13 protein-coding genes are annotated in these 14,458 nt (G+C 31.8%); 6 read left to right on the forward strand and 7 right to left on the reverse strand.

All coding sequences use genetic code 11. From position 1 onward, the window contains the following. Positions 1–7 precede the first annotated feature (7 nt). Together Q0828_RS11465 and Q0828_RS11470 are read left to right on the forward strand one after the other, a co-directional pair. The gene (locus tag Q0828_RS11465; protein ID WP_298420715.1) at positions 8–553 is read left to right on the forward strand and encodes a YceI family protein; all 546 of its coding nucleotides are present in this window, start codon (positions 8–10) and stop codon (positions 551–553) included. Further along, positions 543–1,424: a DUF5777 family beta-barrel protein gene (locus Q0828_RS11470; protein WP_298420717.1), complete on the forward strand. Its 882-nt coding sequence runs from the start codon at positions 543–545 to the stop codon at positions 1,422–1,424. The genes Q0828_RS11465 and Q0828_RS11470 overlap by 11 nt, the downstream gene beginning before the upstream one ends. A 31-nt stretch (positions 1,425–1,455) precedes the next feature. On the opposite strand, the gene Q0828_RS11475 is transcribed toward Q0828_RS11470, so the two are convergent. Further along, entirely contained in the window at positions 1,456–1,830 is a 375-nt protein-coding gene (locus tag Q0828_RS11475) for a transcriptional repressor (protein ID WP_298420721.1), read from the reverse strand. A gap of 198 nt (positions 1,831–2,028) precedes the next feature. On the opposite strand from Q0828_RS11475, the gene Q0828_RS11480 reads away from it, so the two are divergent. Both Q0828_RS11480 and Q0828_RS11485 read left to right on the forward strand, forming a co-directional pair. Further along, complete coding sequence (locus Q0828_RS11480) at positions 2,029–2,937, forward strand: NAD(P)/FAD-dependent oxidoreductase (protein ID WP_298421987.1); 909 nt, start codon at positions 2,029–2,031, stop codon at positions 2,935–2,937. Positions 2,938–2,998: 61 nt separating this feature from the next. Then, positions 2,999–3,184, forward strand: coding sequence for a hypothetical protein (locus Q0828_RS11485; protein ID WP_298420723.1), 186 nt, complete (start codon positions 2,999–3,001; stop codon positions 3,182–3,184). 693 nt (positions 3,185–3,877) lie between these two features. Here the strand turns inward: Q0828_RS11485 and uvrA are convergent. The 5 genes from uvrA to Q0828_RS11510 all read right to left on the reverse strand — a co-directional run bounded on the left by uvrA (position 3,878) and on the right by Q0828_RS11510 (position 11,690). Continuing rightward, on the reverse strand, positions 3,878–6,712 hold the full coding sequence (gene uvrA / locus Q0828_RS11490) for an excinuclease ABC subunit UvrA (RefSeq protein WP_298420725.1): 2,835 nt from the start codon (positions 6,710–6,712) through the stop codon (positions 3,878–3,880). A 60-nt stretch (positions 6,713–6,772) separates the two neighbouring features. Next, on the reverse strand, positions 6,773–7,150 hold the full coding sequence (locus Q0828_RS11495) for a hypothetical protein (RefSeq protein ID WP_298420727.1): 378 nt from the start codon (positions 7,148–7,150) through the stop codon (positions 6,773–6,775). An 80-nt stretch (positions 7,151–7,230) separates the two neighbouring features. Further along, positions 7,231–9,954 (reverse strand): reprolysin-like metallopeptidase, encoded by a 2,724-nt coding sequence (locus Q0828_RS11500; RefSeq protein WP_298420729.1) that lies wholly within the window; start codon positions 9,952–9,954, stop codon positions 7,231–7,233. Positions 9,955–10,077: 123 nt separating this feature from the next. Then, the gene (locus tag Q0828_RS11505) at positions 10,078–10,788 is read right to left on the reverse strand and encodes a hypothetical protein (RefSeq protein WP_298420731.1); all 711 of its coding nucleotides are present in this window, start codon (positions 10,786–10,788) and stop codon (positions 10,078–10,080) included. Positions 10,789–10,814: 26 nt separating this feature from the next. Continuing rightward, positions 10,815–11,690 carry a DUF4846 domain-containing protein gene (locus Q0828_RS11510; RefSeq protein ID WP_298420733.1) on the reverse strand — a complete coding sequence of 292 codons (876 nt, stop codon included), beginning with the start codon at positions 11,688–11,690 and terminating at the stop codon, positions 10,815–10,817. Positions 11,691–11,777: 87 nt separating this feature from the next. Between Q0828_RS11510 and Q0828_RS11515 the strand changes: the two genes are divergently transcribed. Further along, positions 11,778–12,302 carry a hypothetical protein gene (locus Q0828_RS11515; RefSeq protein ID WP_298420735.1) on the forward strand — a complete coding sequence of 175 codons (525 nt, stop codon included), beginning with the start codon at positions 11,778–11,780 and terminating at the stop codon, positions 12,300–12,302. A 244-nt stretch (positions 12,303–12,546) separates the two neighbouring features. Here the strand turns inward: Q0828_RS11515 and Q0828_RS11520 are convergent, their stop codons facing one another. After that, positions 12,547–13,215, reverse strand: coding sequence for a DNA alkylation repair protein (locus Q0828_RS11520; protein WP_298420737.1), 669 nt, complete (start codon positions 13,213–13,215; stop codon positions 12,547–12,549). A gap of 261 nt (positions 13,216–13,476) precedes the next feature. On the opposite strand from Q0828_RS11520, the gene Q0828_RS11525 reads away from it, so the two are divergent. Further along, positions 13,477–14,280: a hypothetical protein gene (locus tag Q0828_RS11525; protein WP_298420739.1), complete on the forward strand. Its 804-nt coding sequence runs from the start codon at positions 13,477–13,479 to the stop codon at positions 14,278–14,280. Positions 14,281–14,458: the final 178 nt, after the last annotated feature.

The raw sequence follows: 14,458 nt of genomic DNA on the forward strand, positions 1-14,458 counted from the left end.
AGAATTTATGAATAAATTTTTACTAGCATTAATTTTTATTATTTCCTCTAGTATTACCTCTGAAACCAATGAATATATTGAACGGCAAGGTCAGGTGACTTTCTTTTCATACACTTCCGTAGAAAATATTCAGGCAACTAATAATCAAGTTTTAAGTCTTTTTAACCCTGAAACACAAGAAATTGCAGTCAGTATTTTAATGCGTGCTTTTGTGTTTAAAAAAACATTAATGCGAGAACATTTTAACGAAAGTTATATAGAATCTGATTTATATCCAAAAGCAACATTTACAGGTACTATTATTGGTTTTGATGCTAAAGATGAAGAAACACAAACTAAAATTATAAAAGGTGATTTTACGCTTAAAAACATCACAAAACCTGTTGAAGTAAAAGCAACTATAACTAGAAGCGATAATAGATATACCATTTCTGGTACTTTGGATGTATTGATTGATGATTATAACATTAATGTACCACCATTATTATCGCCAAACATTTCAAAAAAAATAGAAGTTTCGTTTAATTTTAATTATGCACCCTATGAAAAGTAAATATGTAATTTGGGTACTTTTCTTAAGTATATCTCCATTTGTAACGGCTCAAAATCTTTTAGATAAATTAAATAATGAGTCACAGGATATTGACAATTATACAATGGCTACTTTTAAAGGAACTCATATATCCATTGGACATTCCGTGGAAACACGTAAAAGAAATACACTCGAAATTTCTTTTATGTCACGTTATTGGGATATTCCAAATTCTAATGGAAAATCTTTTATTGCAGATAAAATGAGTACGCGTTTTGGTTTAGATTATGGAATTTCTGATCGATTGACCTTTGGTTTCGGCTATGGAGCAGGAAATCCTGCTAGCGGAATTATGGATGCGTATTTGAAATATAGATTGTTTCGTCAAACTGATGATGGCAAAAATCCATTGAGTATTACACTTTTACAAACAGCAGCATATCGAACTCGTTTTGTGTACGGAATTGAATCACGAAATGATTTTGGAAGTAAACTTGCTTTCACGTCACAAGTGTTGATTGCACACAAATTTTCTAGAAATTTTTCATTGCAAATAGCGCCAACTTTTATTCACAGAACTTCATCAAAGTCAGCATTGGATGATCATAATCATTTTGCTGTTGGTTTTGGTGGACGTTATAAGTTGAGCAATCACGTATCTATAGTATCTGAATATTATTATGTTGTCAATGAGTTGGAATCGCGCGAGACTTACGGAGCATTTTCACTTGGTGCTAATTGGGAAGTAAGCAAGTTGTTATTACAGTTTAAAATGACGAACAATCCGTTTTTTACAGAAGATAGCTTTATTACGCAAACCACAAAGAATTTCAATTTTAATGATGGCAACTTCTTTTTTGGATTTCATGCTACCTATCATATTCAGTTCTAGTTGGTTAAATCATATAGGTCAACAAGAGAATTTAGATGCATTTTGGACAAGTGCCTGTTAAAACGCAATTAATACTTTCTACAGAATAGTTTTTAGGAACTGAAAAATGAACAGGCTCATGTAAACACTCTATGGTTTGACAGCTTGTGCAGCGAAAATGAAAATGATTTTTAGGTAATTTATTCTCCTTACAATTAACACAAAGTGCAAAATATTGTTTGCCATCTTCTGCAACAATTTTATGTAAAACACCATCTTCACAAAAACGATTTAAGACTCTGTAAATAGTAGCTCTATCACTTTTTAAATTTATTTTTTTTTCAATAGCACTTTGACTCATTGCTTTACCAGTTTTTGATAAAACATTAATAACAGCTTCTTTAGTAGGTGTATTTCTCCTTTTCATTACCATAGTTGAAAAAAAATTAGTGCGACTATGTTGCAATAATACAAAAAGATAATATATTTGCAAAACAATTAATGCGACAACATTGCATTAATGAATGGTGTAATGACGAGAAGAGAAGTAATAAAACAAACAGGAATGGCTGCTTTAGCATTGGCAATGCCTATCTCATTAACAAGTTTCATAAAATTTAATACTATGGGAAACAATAAAAATTTTGAAGTAATAATAATTGGAGGAAGTTATGCAGGTCTTTCTGCAGCAATGACGTTGGGACGTTCATTGCGTAATGTATTAATAATAGATGGCGGTTTACCATGTAATCGACAAACACCACATTCTCATAATTTTATAACGCAGGACGGAATTCCACCAGCTGAAATTTCAAGTAAAGCAAAGTTGCAAGTGTTGAATTATGAAACGGTTAGTTTCGTTGAAGATTTTGCTATAAAAGGAAAGAAATCTGATAAAGGTTTTCATATCACTACAGAAAAAGGGATAGAATTTATCGGTAAAAAAATAATTTTTGCAACAGGAATAAAAGATATAATGCCAAATATAAAAGGTTTTTCAGAATGTTGGGGAATTTCAGTTATACACTGTCCATATTGTCATGGATATGAATTTAAAGGTCAAAAAACAGGAATTATGGCAAATGGTGATAAGGCAATTCATGTAGCTTCACTAGTTAATAATCTAACAAATACTATTTCAATTCTAACTTCAGGAAAAGAAGATTTTAATACAGAGCAACTCACTAAATTAAATAAACATACTATTAATGTTGTAGAAGAAGAAGTTACAGAAATAGAACATTCTAATGGACATATAAGTAATCTTATTTTTAAAGATGGAAGCAAAATGAAATTTGATGCTGTTTATGCAGCTCTTCCTTTTAAACAACATTCAGAAATACCAATTTCTCTAGGATGTGAGCTAACAGAACAAGGATATATTAAAGTAGATAGTTTTCAAAAAACAACGATAGAAGGTGTTTTTGCTTGTGGCGATAATTCAACGATGATGCGATCGGTTGCTAATGCAGTTGCTAACGGTAATATTGCTGGAGCAATGGTTAATATGGAATTAACACATGAACAATTTTAGAATGATAGAAGTTTTTATTACAAATATTAGGAAAACTATAGAGGCTAAAAAAGTAGTAAAGATGCTCAAAACTGAGTTTCCTGAATTGAAAATTGATTATGATATGGACGAAACTAATTTACCCTATCCATGTGGTCATACAGTTATTAGAATAAAAGGAATCTATTTTAGTATTGAAAAAATAGTTTCATTAATTAGTAAAAAAGGATTTGTATGTGAAATTATGAAAGATAAGATATATGCTTAATTCTTTGAATTATATAATATTATTTCTAGTAATTAATGAGTGGAAATTAAATATTCATTGCATAATAGGTAATAATCCAAATTTATGACATTTAGTCAATCTTTCAATAGTCACTTTCAAGGCTCATTTTTCCACTTCACCATATTTGCATTGTATTATAGGACTTTTGAGGCTTTATTTGCATCATAAAATTAGTCAAACAAAAAAATGCAAATGATGAAAAAGCTATTCAGTTATTAATGTAAATATCTAATTGTATCTCCAAAAGAATTTATATTTCTCACCTTAATTTATTTAGTTGTTACATTTCTGGAAGAAGAGAATATCAAGAAAATGAGAATTTGCAGAAAACACTACAAATTAACAACTTTTCGTTCGAACCAGAAATGTGCTTTTTAAGCATTATAAATACAGAAAAGTAACTTGAAAGTTACAAAACGAACGATAAAAGCATAAAAAAATAGTTTAGTTTTACGTAGTTTATTTATTAATTCAAGGAAGAAAAGAGTGTTTCATATGAGACACTCTTTTTGTTTTATAACTATTACATTCTATAAAGTACCTTAAAAATTCCTTATAGAAATGCTTCAATAGAATCGAGGGTTACATAGAAACTTTATAAGAAGCATTGATACAGTATATGTACGCAAATATCTGTATATGTTCATTTTTTTATATTATTACAGACTTTAATTATGCTAATTCCTTCTTCAAAAAGCGTGCTGTATGACTTGTTTTGTGTTTAGCAACTTCTTCTGGAGTTCCTTTAGTAACCACTTGTCCGCCACCTTTTCCACCTTCATAACCAATATCTATAATATAATCTGCCATTTTAATTACATCCATATTGTGCTCAATAACAACAATTGTATTTCCTTTATCAACGAGTTTATTTAAAACTTCCATCAACACACGGATGTCTTCAAAATGCAGTCCAGTTGTTGGTTCATCTAAAATATAAAAAGTATTTCCAGTATCTCTTTTTGATAATTCTGTAGCAAGTTTAATACGTTGTGCTTCACCACCAGAAAGCGTTGTACTTTGCTGCCCAAGTGTAATATAGCCTAAACCAACATCTTTGATGGTTTTCAGTTTTCTATAGATTTTTGGAATATGTTCAAAGAAACTCACCGCTTCATTCATAGTCATGCTTAACACATCGGCAATAGATTTTCCTTTGTAACGAATTTCTAAGGTTTCACGATTAAATCGTTTTCCATTACACGTTTCGCATTCTACATACACATCTGGCAAGAAGTTCATTTCTATCACACGCAATCCACCACCTTGACAGGTTTCACAACGTCCGCCTTTTACATTAAAGCTAAATCTTCCTGGTTTGTAACCACGAATCATCGCTTCGGGTGTTTTTGCATATAAACTACGTATTTCACTAAAAACACCTGTGTATGTTGCTGGATTTGATCGTGGTGTACGGCCAATTGGCGATTGATTAATATCAATTACCTTGTCAATATGTTCTAACCCTTTAATGCTTTTATATGGCATTGGTTTTTTTACTGCATTAAAGAAATGCGCATTCAAAATAGGGTAGAGGGTTTCATTGACTAAAGTCGATTTTCCGCTTCCTGAAACACCTGTAACACCAATCATTTTACCTAATGGAAATTCTACAGAAACATTTTTCAAGTTGTTTCCTGTAGCTCCTTTTAAGATCAACTTTTTACCATTTCCTTTTCTACGTTCAGTTGGAATAGCAATTTCTTTGTTTCCGTTTAAATATGCAGCCGTAAGCGTATCATGCGTTAATAATTCTTTTGGTGTTCCTTCTGAAATGATTTCACCACCATGTCTTCCTGCGTGCGGACCAATATCAATCACATGATCAGCGCGTTCTATCATATCTTTATCATGTTCGACCACAATAACAGAATTTCCAATATCACGTAAAGATTCCAGAGAATTAATTAGTTTTTCATTATCTCGTTGATGTAAACCAATACTTGGTTCATCTAAAATATATAAAACACCTACCAATTGAGAACCAATTTGTGTTGCCAATCGGATACGTTGTGCTTCTCCACCTGATAAAGATTTCGAACTTCTATTTAATGCGAGATAATTTAAACCAACATCTAACAAAAAGCGCAATCGTGTAGAAATTTCTTTAACTACTTCCGTTGCTATTTTTTGTTGTTTTTCAGAAAGATTATCTTTTAAGTTATCAAACCAAGCAGCCAATTCTACAACATCCATTGTTGCTAATTCAGCAATATTTTTTTCGTTTACTTTAAAATATAATGATTCTTTGCGTAAGCGTGATCCTCCACATTCTGAACAATCTACTTTGTCCATGTAATTTTTTGCCCAACGTTTGATAGAAGAAGATTCACTATCTTCATATTGACTTTTTATAAAGCTTACAATTCCTTCAAAATCAATTTTATAGTCGCGTGTAACACCAAGAGTTTTGCTAACTACTGAGAATTTTTCGTTTCCACCATTTAGAATTACTTCCATGGCTTCTTTTGGAATATTTTTGATAGGATCGCTTAATTTGAACTCATAACGTTCTGCAATAATTTCTAATTGCTTAAAAATCCAAGACTTTTTATAATCGCCTAAAGGAGCAATTCCTCCACCTTTTATTGTGGCTTTTGTATCGGGAATTACTTTTGCTTCATTGACTTCGTGCAAAGTTCCCAATCCGTTACAATTAGGGCACATTCCTTTGGGAGAGTTGAATGAGAAAGTGTTTGGTTCAGGATTTGGATATGAAATTCCAGAAGATGGACACATTAAATTACGACTGAAATAACGTGCTTCCGTTGGTGCATCTTGATCAATAACCATTAATACATCATCACCGTGATACATCGCCGTTTTGATCGTCTCTGTAAGACGTTTGTCATTATCAACTTCATCATTAATTACTAAACGATCAATTACAATTTCAATGTCATGTGTTTTATAACGATCGAGTCGCATTCCTTTTTGAATGTCTAAAATTTCACCATCAACACGAACTTTTACAAAACCTTGCTTAGCAATGTTTTCAAATAACTCACGATAATGACCTTTACGTGAGCGAATTACAGGAGCAAGTACATTGACACGTTTTCCGTTAAAATCTGATAGAATTAATTTTTTGATTTGTTCATCACTATAACTAATCATTTTTTCACCAGAATTGTAACTGTACGCATCTGAAGCTCGGGCAAATAAAAGTCGAAGAAAATCGTAAATTTCAGTAATCGTTCCCACAGTAGAACGTGGACTTTTGCTTGTTGTTTTTTGTTCTATGGCAATTACGGGTGATAAACCATCAATTTTGTCTACATCTGGTCGTTCTAAACCACCTAAGAATTGTCGCGCATACGCAGAAAATGTTTCTATATAACGTCGTTGTCCTTCTGCGTAAATGGTGTCAAAGGCTAAAGATGATTTTCCACTTCCTGAAAGTCCTGTAATCACGACCAATTTCTCCCTTGGAATCGTAACGTCAATATCTTTTAGGTTATGAACTCTTGCTCCCTGAACTTCTATATTTTCCTCGTAATTCGTCATAGTTTTTTGCAAAAGTGCAAAGATACGAATTTTGGAAGCAGTTATTAAACTAGAATAATCCTAATTATTACTTTTTTTAAAGAATGCTTTTCGAATCAAAATTACATAGATTATAATTGGAATCAATACACAAATAATAACGGAAGAAGCAACGTAATTACTTCCTGCACTATTGAATAGGTTTAGAAAATTTACAGATTGTTGAAATAACCAATCACAAAACCTTGTAAAGTTTGGAATGAGTAGGAGTGAAGCGATTATGAATAGTAAGAATATGATGGTTAGTTTTCGTTGCTTGTATATTTTATCAAGTAGTACTATCCATGAAAGTGGAATAATTATAAACCATATAATGATATTAATTTCTTTATACGTAAAACCTGTGAAATTAGCTATTATCATTAATAGTTGATATGTGTAATCGAATATAGTTTGCACTAAGTTTTTTACGATTTAATTTCATAAAAAAACTCCGAAACAATTGCTTCGGAGTTTTTGATATATTTTGTGAAGAATGATTACTCTACAATCAACTTCTTTGTTACTGTCTTTTCCTGATCAGTTACTGTAATTAAATACATACCTGTGCTTACGTTATTTAAAGAAATGTTCTCTTTAAATGTAGATGTAGCATTGTATTTTTTAGAATGAACTAATCTTCCAGAAATATCGTGTACAGCTACATCAATATTTTCTCCAGATTGAGAGTTAAATGATAATGAGAACTCTCCTTTGTTCGGATTTGGATATAAAGAGAAGTTTTCTAAAGCAAACTCTTCGTTACTTAAAACAACCGTAGTCACAGTTGTACATAGCTCGATAGATACTTCATTAACAATTCCTGTGTCTCCACTAAAGAAATCAACAAATACTAGATTCCATGTCCCAGAAGGGTTACTTCCATTAAATACATTCAATGGGTTTGCAGGAGCAGCTAATCCTACTGTAGGATTTCCACAAACAATTGCTCCTTCATCATCTTTAAAAGTAATATCAACATCATCATTAGATCCACAGTTACCACTCCAAACATTTGAGATACTACTACCATTAGGTTCTTGTAATTGCATAAGTATATCACCAACAAAAGTATGTGTCATGTCAACACTTACTCTAATGTCAGTAACAGGAGTTGATTCTGTTACCGTAATAGGAACAAAAACAGGGTTACCTGCTGCTGGTTGAGCAACACCATTTCCATCAGGAATTGCAGTTGCAATAGGTCCTGTAGTGTATGTATTACAACTCATAGCTGTTGTTACGGTAGCTCCTACAGAGAATGATTTTGAAATAGCAAAGAAAATATTTCCAACAGCTTCAATTTTAATTCGGCAATAAGGTTCAAATACAAATGGGAATGTAATTGACTGAGAACCATCATTTGCTGTGTTAGCAGCTAATGTAGTTGGGAATGTAAGTCCACCATCAGTTGATAATAAGATATTTACATTAGAAGTGTTGATTCCATTTGCTGTTGTTCCAGCAACATCCCAAGTAATTGTTGTTGTAGCTCCTGTTGAAAAGCTTTCATTTGTTGTATCAGGTGCAGTTACTCTAAATGGGCCAGTATTAGCCAATGTAACTGTCATATCGTCTCTATTTGTTTGTCCTCCATTTGGTGTACCATTGTCTCTTACTGTTAAAGCAAAGTCCATTGTTCTTGCTACACTTGGCATTACTTCCCATGTTGGTGTTAAGTTGTCATCTAAGATATCACTTAATTGAGGGAATGTACGTTCTCCTGTTGCCATTGGAGAGTATGATCTAAATTGTGGATCAGTTGTACTTGTCGTATTTGGCACACCTGCAACAAGTCCAACATCTACTTGTTCCCAGCAGTATGATAATGTAGTTCCATTAGCATCAGTTCCCGTTCCAGATAATGTAAAAGCAGTTCCATAAGGAATTGTATAGTCATTACCAGCATCTACAACTGGTGCTGTATTTCCATTAGCTGTATTTGAAGAACAAACAGGTGCTTGATTTAATCTAGTCCACATATTATCAATACTTATAGCATGGAAATGATCATCACTATTGTTTTGAACGTTATCAGAACCACAAATTCCAGCATATGCCATAATTGTTGTTCCACTACCAGGTTCTACAGCTGTTGTAGAACTTCTATTTCCACCAGAACAGTTACCTTGACTTCCGTTAAATGTATGTGGTGCTCCAAATTGGTGTCCCATTTCGTGTGCTACGAAATCAATATCAAAAGGATCTCCAACAGGGTTTGGCGAACCAGTAACACCTCTTGCTTTAGCATTACTGAAACAAATACCACCTAAGGAAGCTAATCCACCTCCACCTGTAGTGAATACGTGTCCTATATCGTAGTTAGCAGTACCAATGTTTGCATCTATAATTACTTGATTTTCACCGATTAATAAATTTGCGTTATCGTCAGTAAATCCATCATTTTCAGCAAGGAATATAATACTTGTATTATCTACTAAAGTCATTGTTAATGACATGTCTCTTTCAAAAACGGCATTTACTCTAGTCATTGTTACGTTCATTGCAGCTAATACAGTTGCTCTTTTAACAGCATCTATAGCAGCAGCTTGCCCAGCAGCATTAATATGATAGTTCGCATATTCTTGTGTACATGATAAAGCTAAACGGAATGTTCTTAACGTACCATCATTTGCATTTTCAGGAGTGAAGCCTCCATTATCATGAGTTCTATTTTCATCAGATGCAGCATCATCTACCATACATCCAATTTTTTCTTCTAAGCTATTTCCATATAAATTTTCTTTAGCATACATTATATATGTTTGCAAATCTGTTGTCATTGGATCTATATAGTAAGTTTTTCCAATTGTATGAACCGTAGCATGAAATCCAAAAACTGTTGTAGAAAAACGGATTATAGTACCTGTATTTTCTCTACTTACAGCTACATATGATTGAATTTCTGGGTAGTTCGCAGCAAATTCACGGTCCATTACAGAAGCATTGTATACTTCGAAGTTTTCCATTTCTCCATTTGCTACTGGGAATTGAACAACAACTTCTGATGGAATATTAAATTCTCTATCAGGAGCATTTGCTAATTCTTGTTTTAAAGCAGCCATGTTTAAATTAAATAAATCATAAGCTATTGGAGTTGAATTTCTAACAAGTAAGTCAGATTGTTGGACTTTAGTTTCGTCCGCTTGTTGCCAAAAAGATCTTCCTTGCGAAAAACCTAGTATAGGAATTAATAATAATATAAAAAAGTAGTTCTTTCTCATAATTAAAAGATTGATTTTAGTTTAATAAAAGTGTGGTAAAGTTAATTCTTTTTTTAAAATACCTTATAAAAGATTTAACAATTCTCTAAAATAAATGTTAAAATTTAACATAAAGTCAGCTATTTAGTTCCATGCTTTTGCATCTTTGATGGGTATATTCAATATAAACATACTGTGAGCAGTAGGTAATGTGATGCCACTTTTTGTAGGTTGCCAATTATCCCAAGTAACATACAAACCACCAATAGGGATAATGCTAACCCACATTTTATAAGCTTTTGGACGATAATTTTTATCTAACAACCACAAATAAGAATCTCCCGGTGTTGTGCCACCACTTTTGTAAGTAACTAATAATCCTGTTTCATTATCTTCTAAAGAAACGATACTACGTGTTACACCTTTGTCAAATACTTTATGTGGGGCAACAACCCAAAATGAATCATTATGAAAGTATGCAAGTGCTTTTTCAATATATTTTGAAGCATTTTCAGGAGTCGTTTTAGTACCGTCAACAGAAACAATGCTCATTTTTGGCTCTTTTAAGTTTAAATTTACTTTGACAGTATCCCAAGAAACTTCCACTTTTTGTTGATCTTTATCCCATATATAATGGTGTGCATCACGAAATGTCCAACTTAGATATCGTGTGTTTTTATATTGCTCGTGCTGTACAGCGTTAAGTATTTTTGTAGCAAGCGCATCAGCTTCTGGCCCAGAAACTCCTTTTGGTAAAGGTTCATTATATGTAAAGTACACGAAAGCAAATAGTAATAATACTAAAACAATAATACCTAAAATACCTTTACCTATAATTTTAAATGCTTTTTTCATTAATTTGGTATTTATAACGGTTAGCTTTATTCTTTAAATCGCCGTAAATCAGTGCTTTCAAAAGTCCATTCAGGTGTGTAAAGTGTTCCTGATTTGGCTTTATACCAAGGACTTAAAGTGGTATTTTTTCTATTTACTAAAATTTGAGTCTCTTGTGCAGGCATATAACTTTGTGCTAGCATGAATATTTTTTCTCCTTGTTCATTTACAGCTACATCAATGACAATAACCGCATGTCCAAATGGTCTTCCTTGCTGAATAAATACATCACCAACTTGAATATCTTTAATGTCTGTTACTTTAGCCAATTCTTTTCGCAACGATGCAGTATTTGCATATGCGAAAATATAATTCATGTATTTTCGAAACTTTTTATAGGAATGATCACCTTTTGCATATGTATTGAAATATCTTGGTTTTCCGTCAGATAGAAAATTAAAGTGAATATCGTTTAACCGTTTTTGCGCAAATAAATATTCACCACGTAATCGCATCACAGCATCTGCGCATTGTTGTAGGTCGCGCGTACCAATTTCCATATCAACAACAGAAACGTATACATTACTATTATACTTTTCGCGACCGTCATAATATTTTACAGGACTGTCAAAAGGTTTTAAAGGTAATTTCCTTAAATATGAACCGAAATGAGTAGCTTCAAGCGGAATTCTTGTGTAATTTCTTGGAGTATTAAAACGAGCTTCAATCGTTTTACCAGTTTTGTTGATTAAGTTTTCCTCTTCAATCGTATTTTTCTGTACAATAAGTTCACTTGTTTGATTTGAAGTCTGTTTTTGTTCTTTCGCGCAAGCGAAACATAGAATACTAAGAAAAACGAGCGTTCCTATATTTTTTATCGAATGTTTTGTCAAATTTCGCAATGTATGTTTATTTTTACTCATGAATCTCCTTGTGAGAATACTTTGGCTATTAAAGCTACAAAATATTATAGGCAATTAATAAATTATTATATATAACTACGAAAAAGAATGAATATTTTAGGAATAAGCTCAAGAATTAAACATCCAGAATACGGATTAGGTGTGGTAACTAACGTAACCTCTAAGCATTATTGGGTTACTTTTATTGAAAATGGATTGGAAACAATTGCTATTGATAGCGATTTTGAAGTAATTGATGCCGTTGAAGATGAAGTTGACAGTGTGAGTTTTTATGAAGTGGAAACAATTCTGCGAAATATGCTTAAAAAATGGTCAGATGTGTCTGAAATTATTCCAATTGCTGACAAATGGAAAGGAGGAAAGCTTGTATTGGAACCAGGTGATACCAACTTGAAGGGAAAAGAACTTCCAATTGATGGCTTTTTTCATAAAATAGTCATGGTTCGTGATCGTATTCGAGTAATGGAGCAAAAAATAAATTCAAGTAATTTAGACGAACAAGAAAAAATAGATTTACAACAATATATTACACGTATATATGGAAGTTTGACCACATTTAATGTATTGTTTAAGAACAAATCACAGCAATTTGTAGGTTCTCGTTCTAAGTAATAGTATAGCTTACTAATTTTGTTTTAAATTAACATCTAGTACAATAAGAAGGAGCAGTTTTCATTGAAAACTGCTCCTTTATTTGTAAAACTAACCAACATTAATTATGGCATTACAACGACGTCGATAACGTGGATTATTCCGTTACTAATGTTGAAAAATTACTATTTGAAACAGGTTAAATTAAATCTCAAAATTTATACAGGTTTTACTAATATTCTTGGAAGTTCAAAACAAAGCACCTTTAAACTAATCTCCGAATCGCTTCTCGTTCGCTCAATTCTTTAAGTTTAGTTGTTTTTACGAAGTTTAAAACAGCTTCAGGTTGTACTTTTCCATATTCGCGCAAAGCCCAACCAATGGCTTTTTGTATAAAAAATTCTTCTGATTCTTTGTGTAATATACATTGTTTGAATAATTCAACTTCGTCCGTTTCGTTTTTATAACTCAATTGGTGCAAAATTGCAGATCTATTCAACCACATATTGTCATTTTCCGAATAATAATCAAGCATTTTTCGTTTCTGTTCGGGAAACTGCAACAAATACTTGCCAAATACGTGCTTTGCTAAAAAATCAACCGTGTCCCACCAAGAATGTGTAGTAATCATGCGTGTGAAAAAACGTCCATCTTTTAACTCGTACTTCTTGTTTGAAAATTTTTGATACAATTCCATCGCTGTATAATGATATTCACGCTGTGGCAAATTGTACAGTTTTGTTACAACTGCACGAATATTTTCTTGTAGAAACGGTTTGTGTTCAGTGGTTAACTCTTTGGTCAATTGCTTGCGAACTGGTGCTTTAATCCCATGAAAATGAAACAAATTACGCATATAGACTTGCATCTGCTGTTGATTCCCAACATCTGTATTTGCTGTAAAAACCTCTTGTAATTTTGATACGAATTCCATTAATAATATAAATTTTACACTACGTCATTACTTACTTGTTTTATGCTGCCAAAAAAATATCTTAGTTAATAGAATATTAATTTTTAATGTAACAATGCAAAAGTTGATTCGTCTTCATTTCAAACCAAACCCAAAAAATAAAACTTTAATTGTCAAATAAAAAAGATTATGCTAAAGAATATTCTAAACGCCCTTAAATACTTATTAATCTACTATTTGTCTGTAAAAATGATATGTTTTGCTATTCCAAAAATCCTTTTTATGCAATTTAGAATTCCTAATTATAGTTCGTATATCTATCTAGCGGAAATGTCTAAGTATCAGCATATGTGGTCATTTTTTGGAAGGTCAGAAAATTACAATATTTTTATTGGAATATCAGAGTTTTTAATTGGAGCACTTGTTTTATTTAAAAGAACTCGATTAATAGCATTACTAATTTCCTTAGGCGTTTGTTTAAATATTTTAGTTTTAAATATTGAGTTTGAAATTATTTTTGCAACCTCACACATTATCTTAGATTTTGCAATTACGTTAATCTTATTAATTGGTTATAGAAAAGATTTGTATCAATTTTTTATCAAACTAGGTGGTAAATTAGATAGTACATCAATAAAACCAAAACATAAATTTGCTAAAATATTTCCTGTCGTATTTCTTTTGGTTTTGTCTGTAGGTTACTTTTCTTTTTCATTATATATCAAATCTGTTTACATAGGAGATCCTAATGTTATTGGTGCTTATGAAATAAAACAAATTCAATTGAAAGATTCTACCTTTACGCCTAAAAAAGGTAAGCTTGGTAAACTCCCTATGTTATTTATAGAAAATAATAATCAAATTGTTTTATCTGTTGAAGACACACTGTATATTGGTGCATATCTAGTAGAAAAAGAAAACATTCATCTTGGTTTTGAAGGTGCTACAAAATTTGGTTTACAAACACTCAAAGGCACATTAGATTCAATAAGTTTAACAGGCCAAATAAATGATAAAAGTTCAATAGATATTTCTTTAGAAAGAATTGATGGTAAGAAAAACTACATTAATGATTTGTATAAATAATTAAAGAATGTGAGTTCTACTTTTACTAAAGTAAAATTTTGAATCTATTTTTCAAATTAAGTGTTAGGTCCTTAATTTTCATTTCATTATTTCCATTTTTTTTGCTCGCATAAAGAATACGTAATCAGTTTTAGCAAGACGAAAAAAAGAACTAAAACCAAAACGACATTGTAACGAC

Origin of the sequence: uncultured Kordia sp., from assembly GCF_947496985.1 — a bacterium.
Taxonomy (GTDB): domain Bacteria; phylum Bacteroidota; class Bacteroidia; order Flavobacteriales; family Flavobacteriaceae; genus Kordia.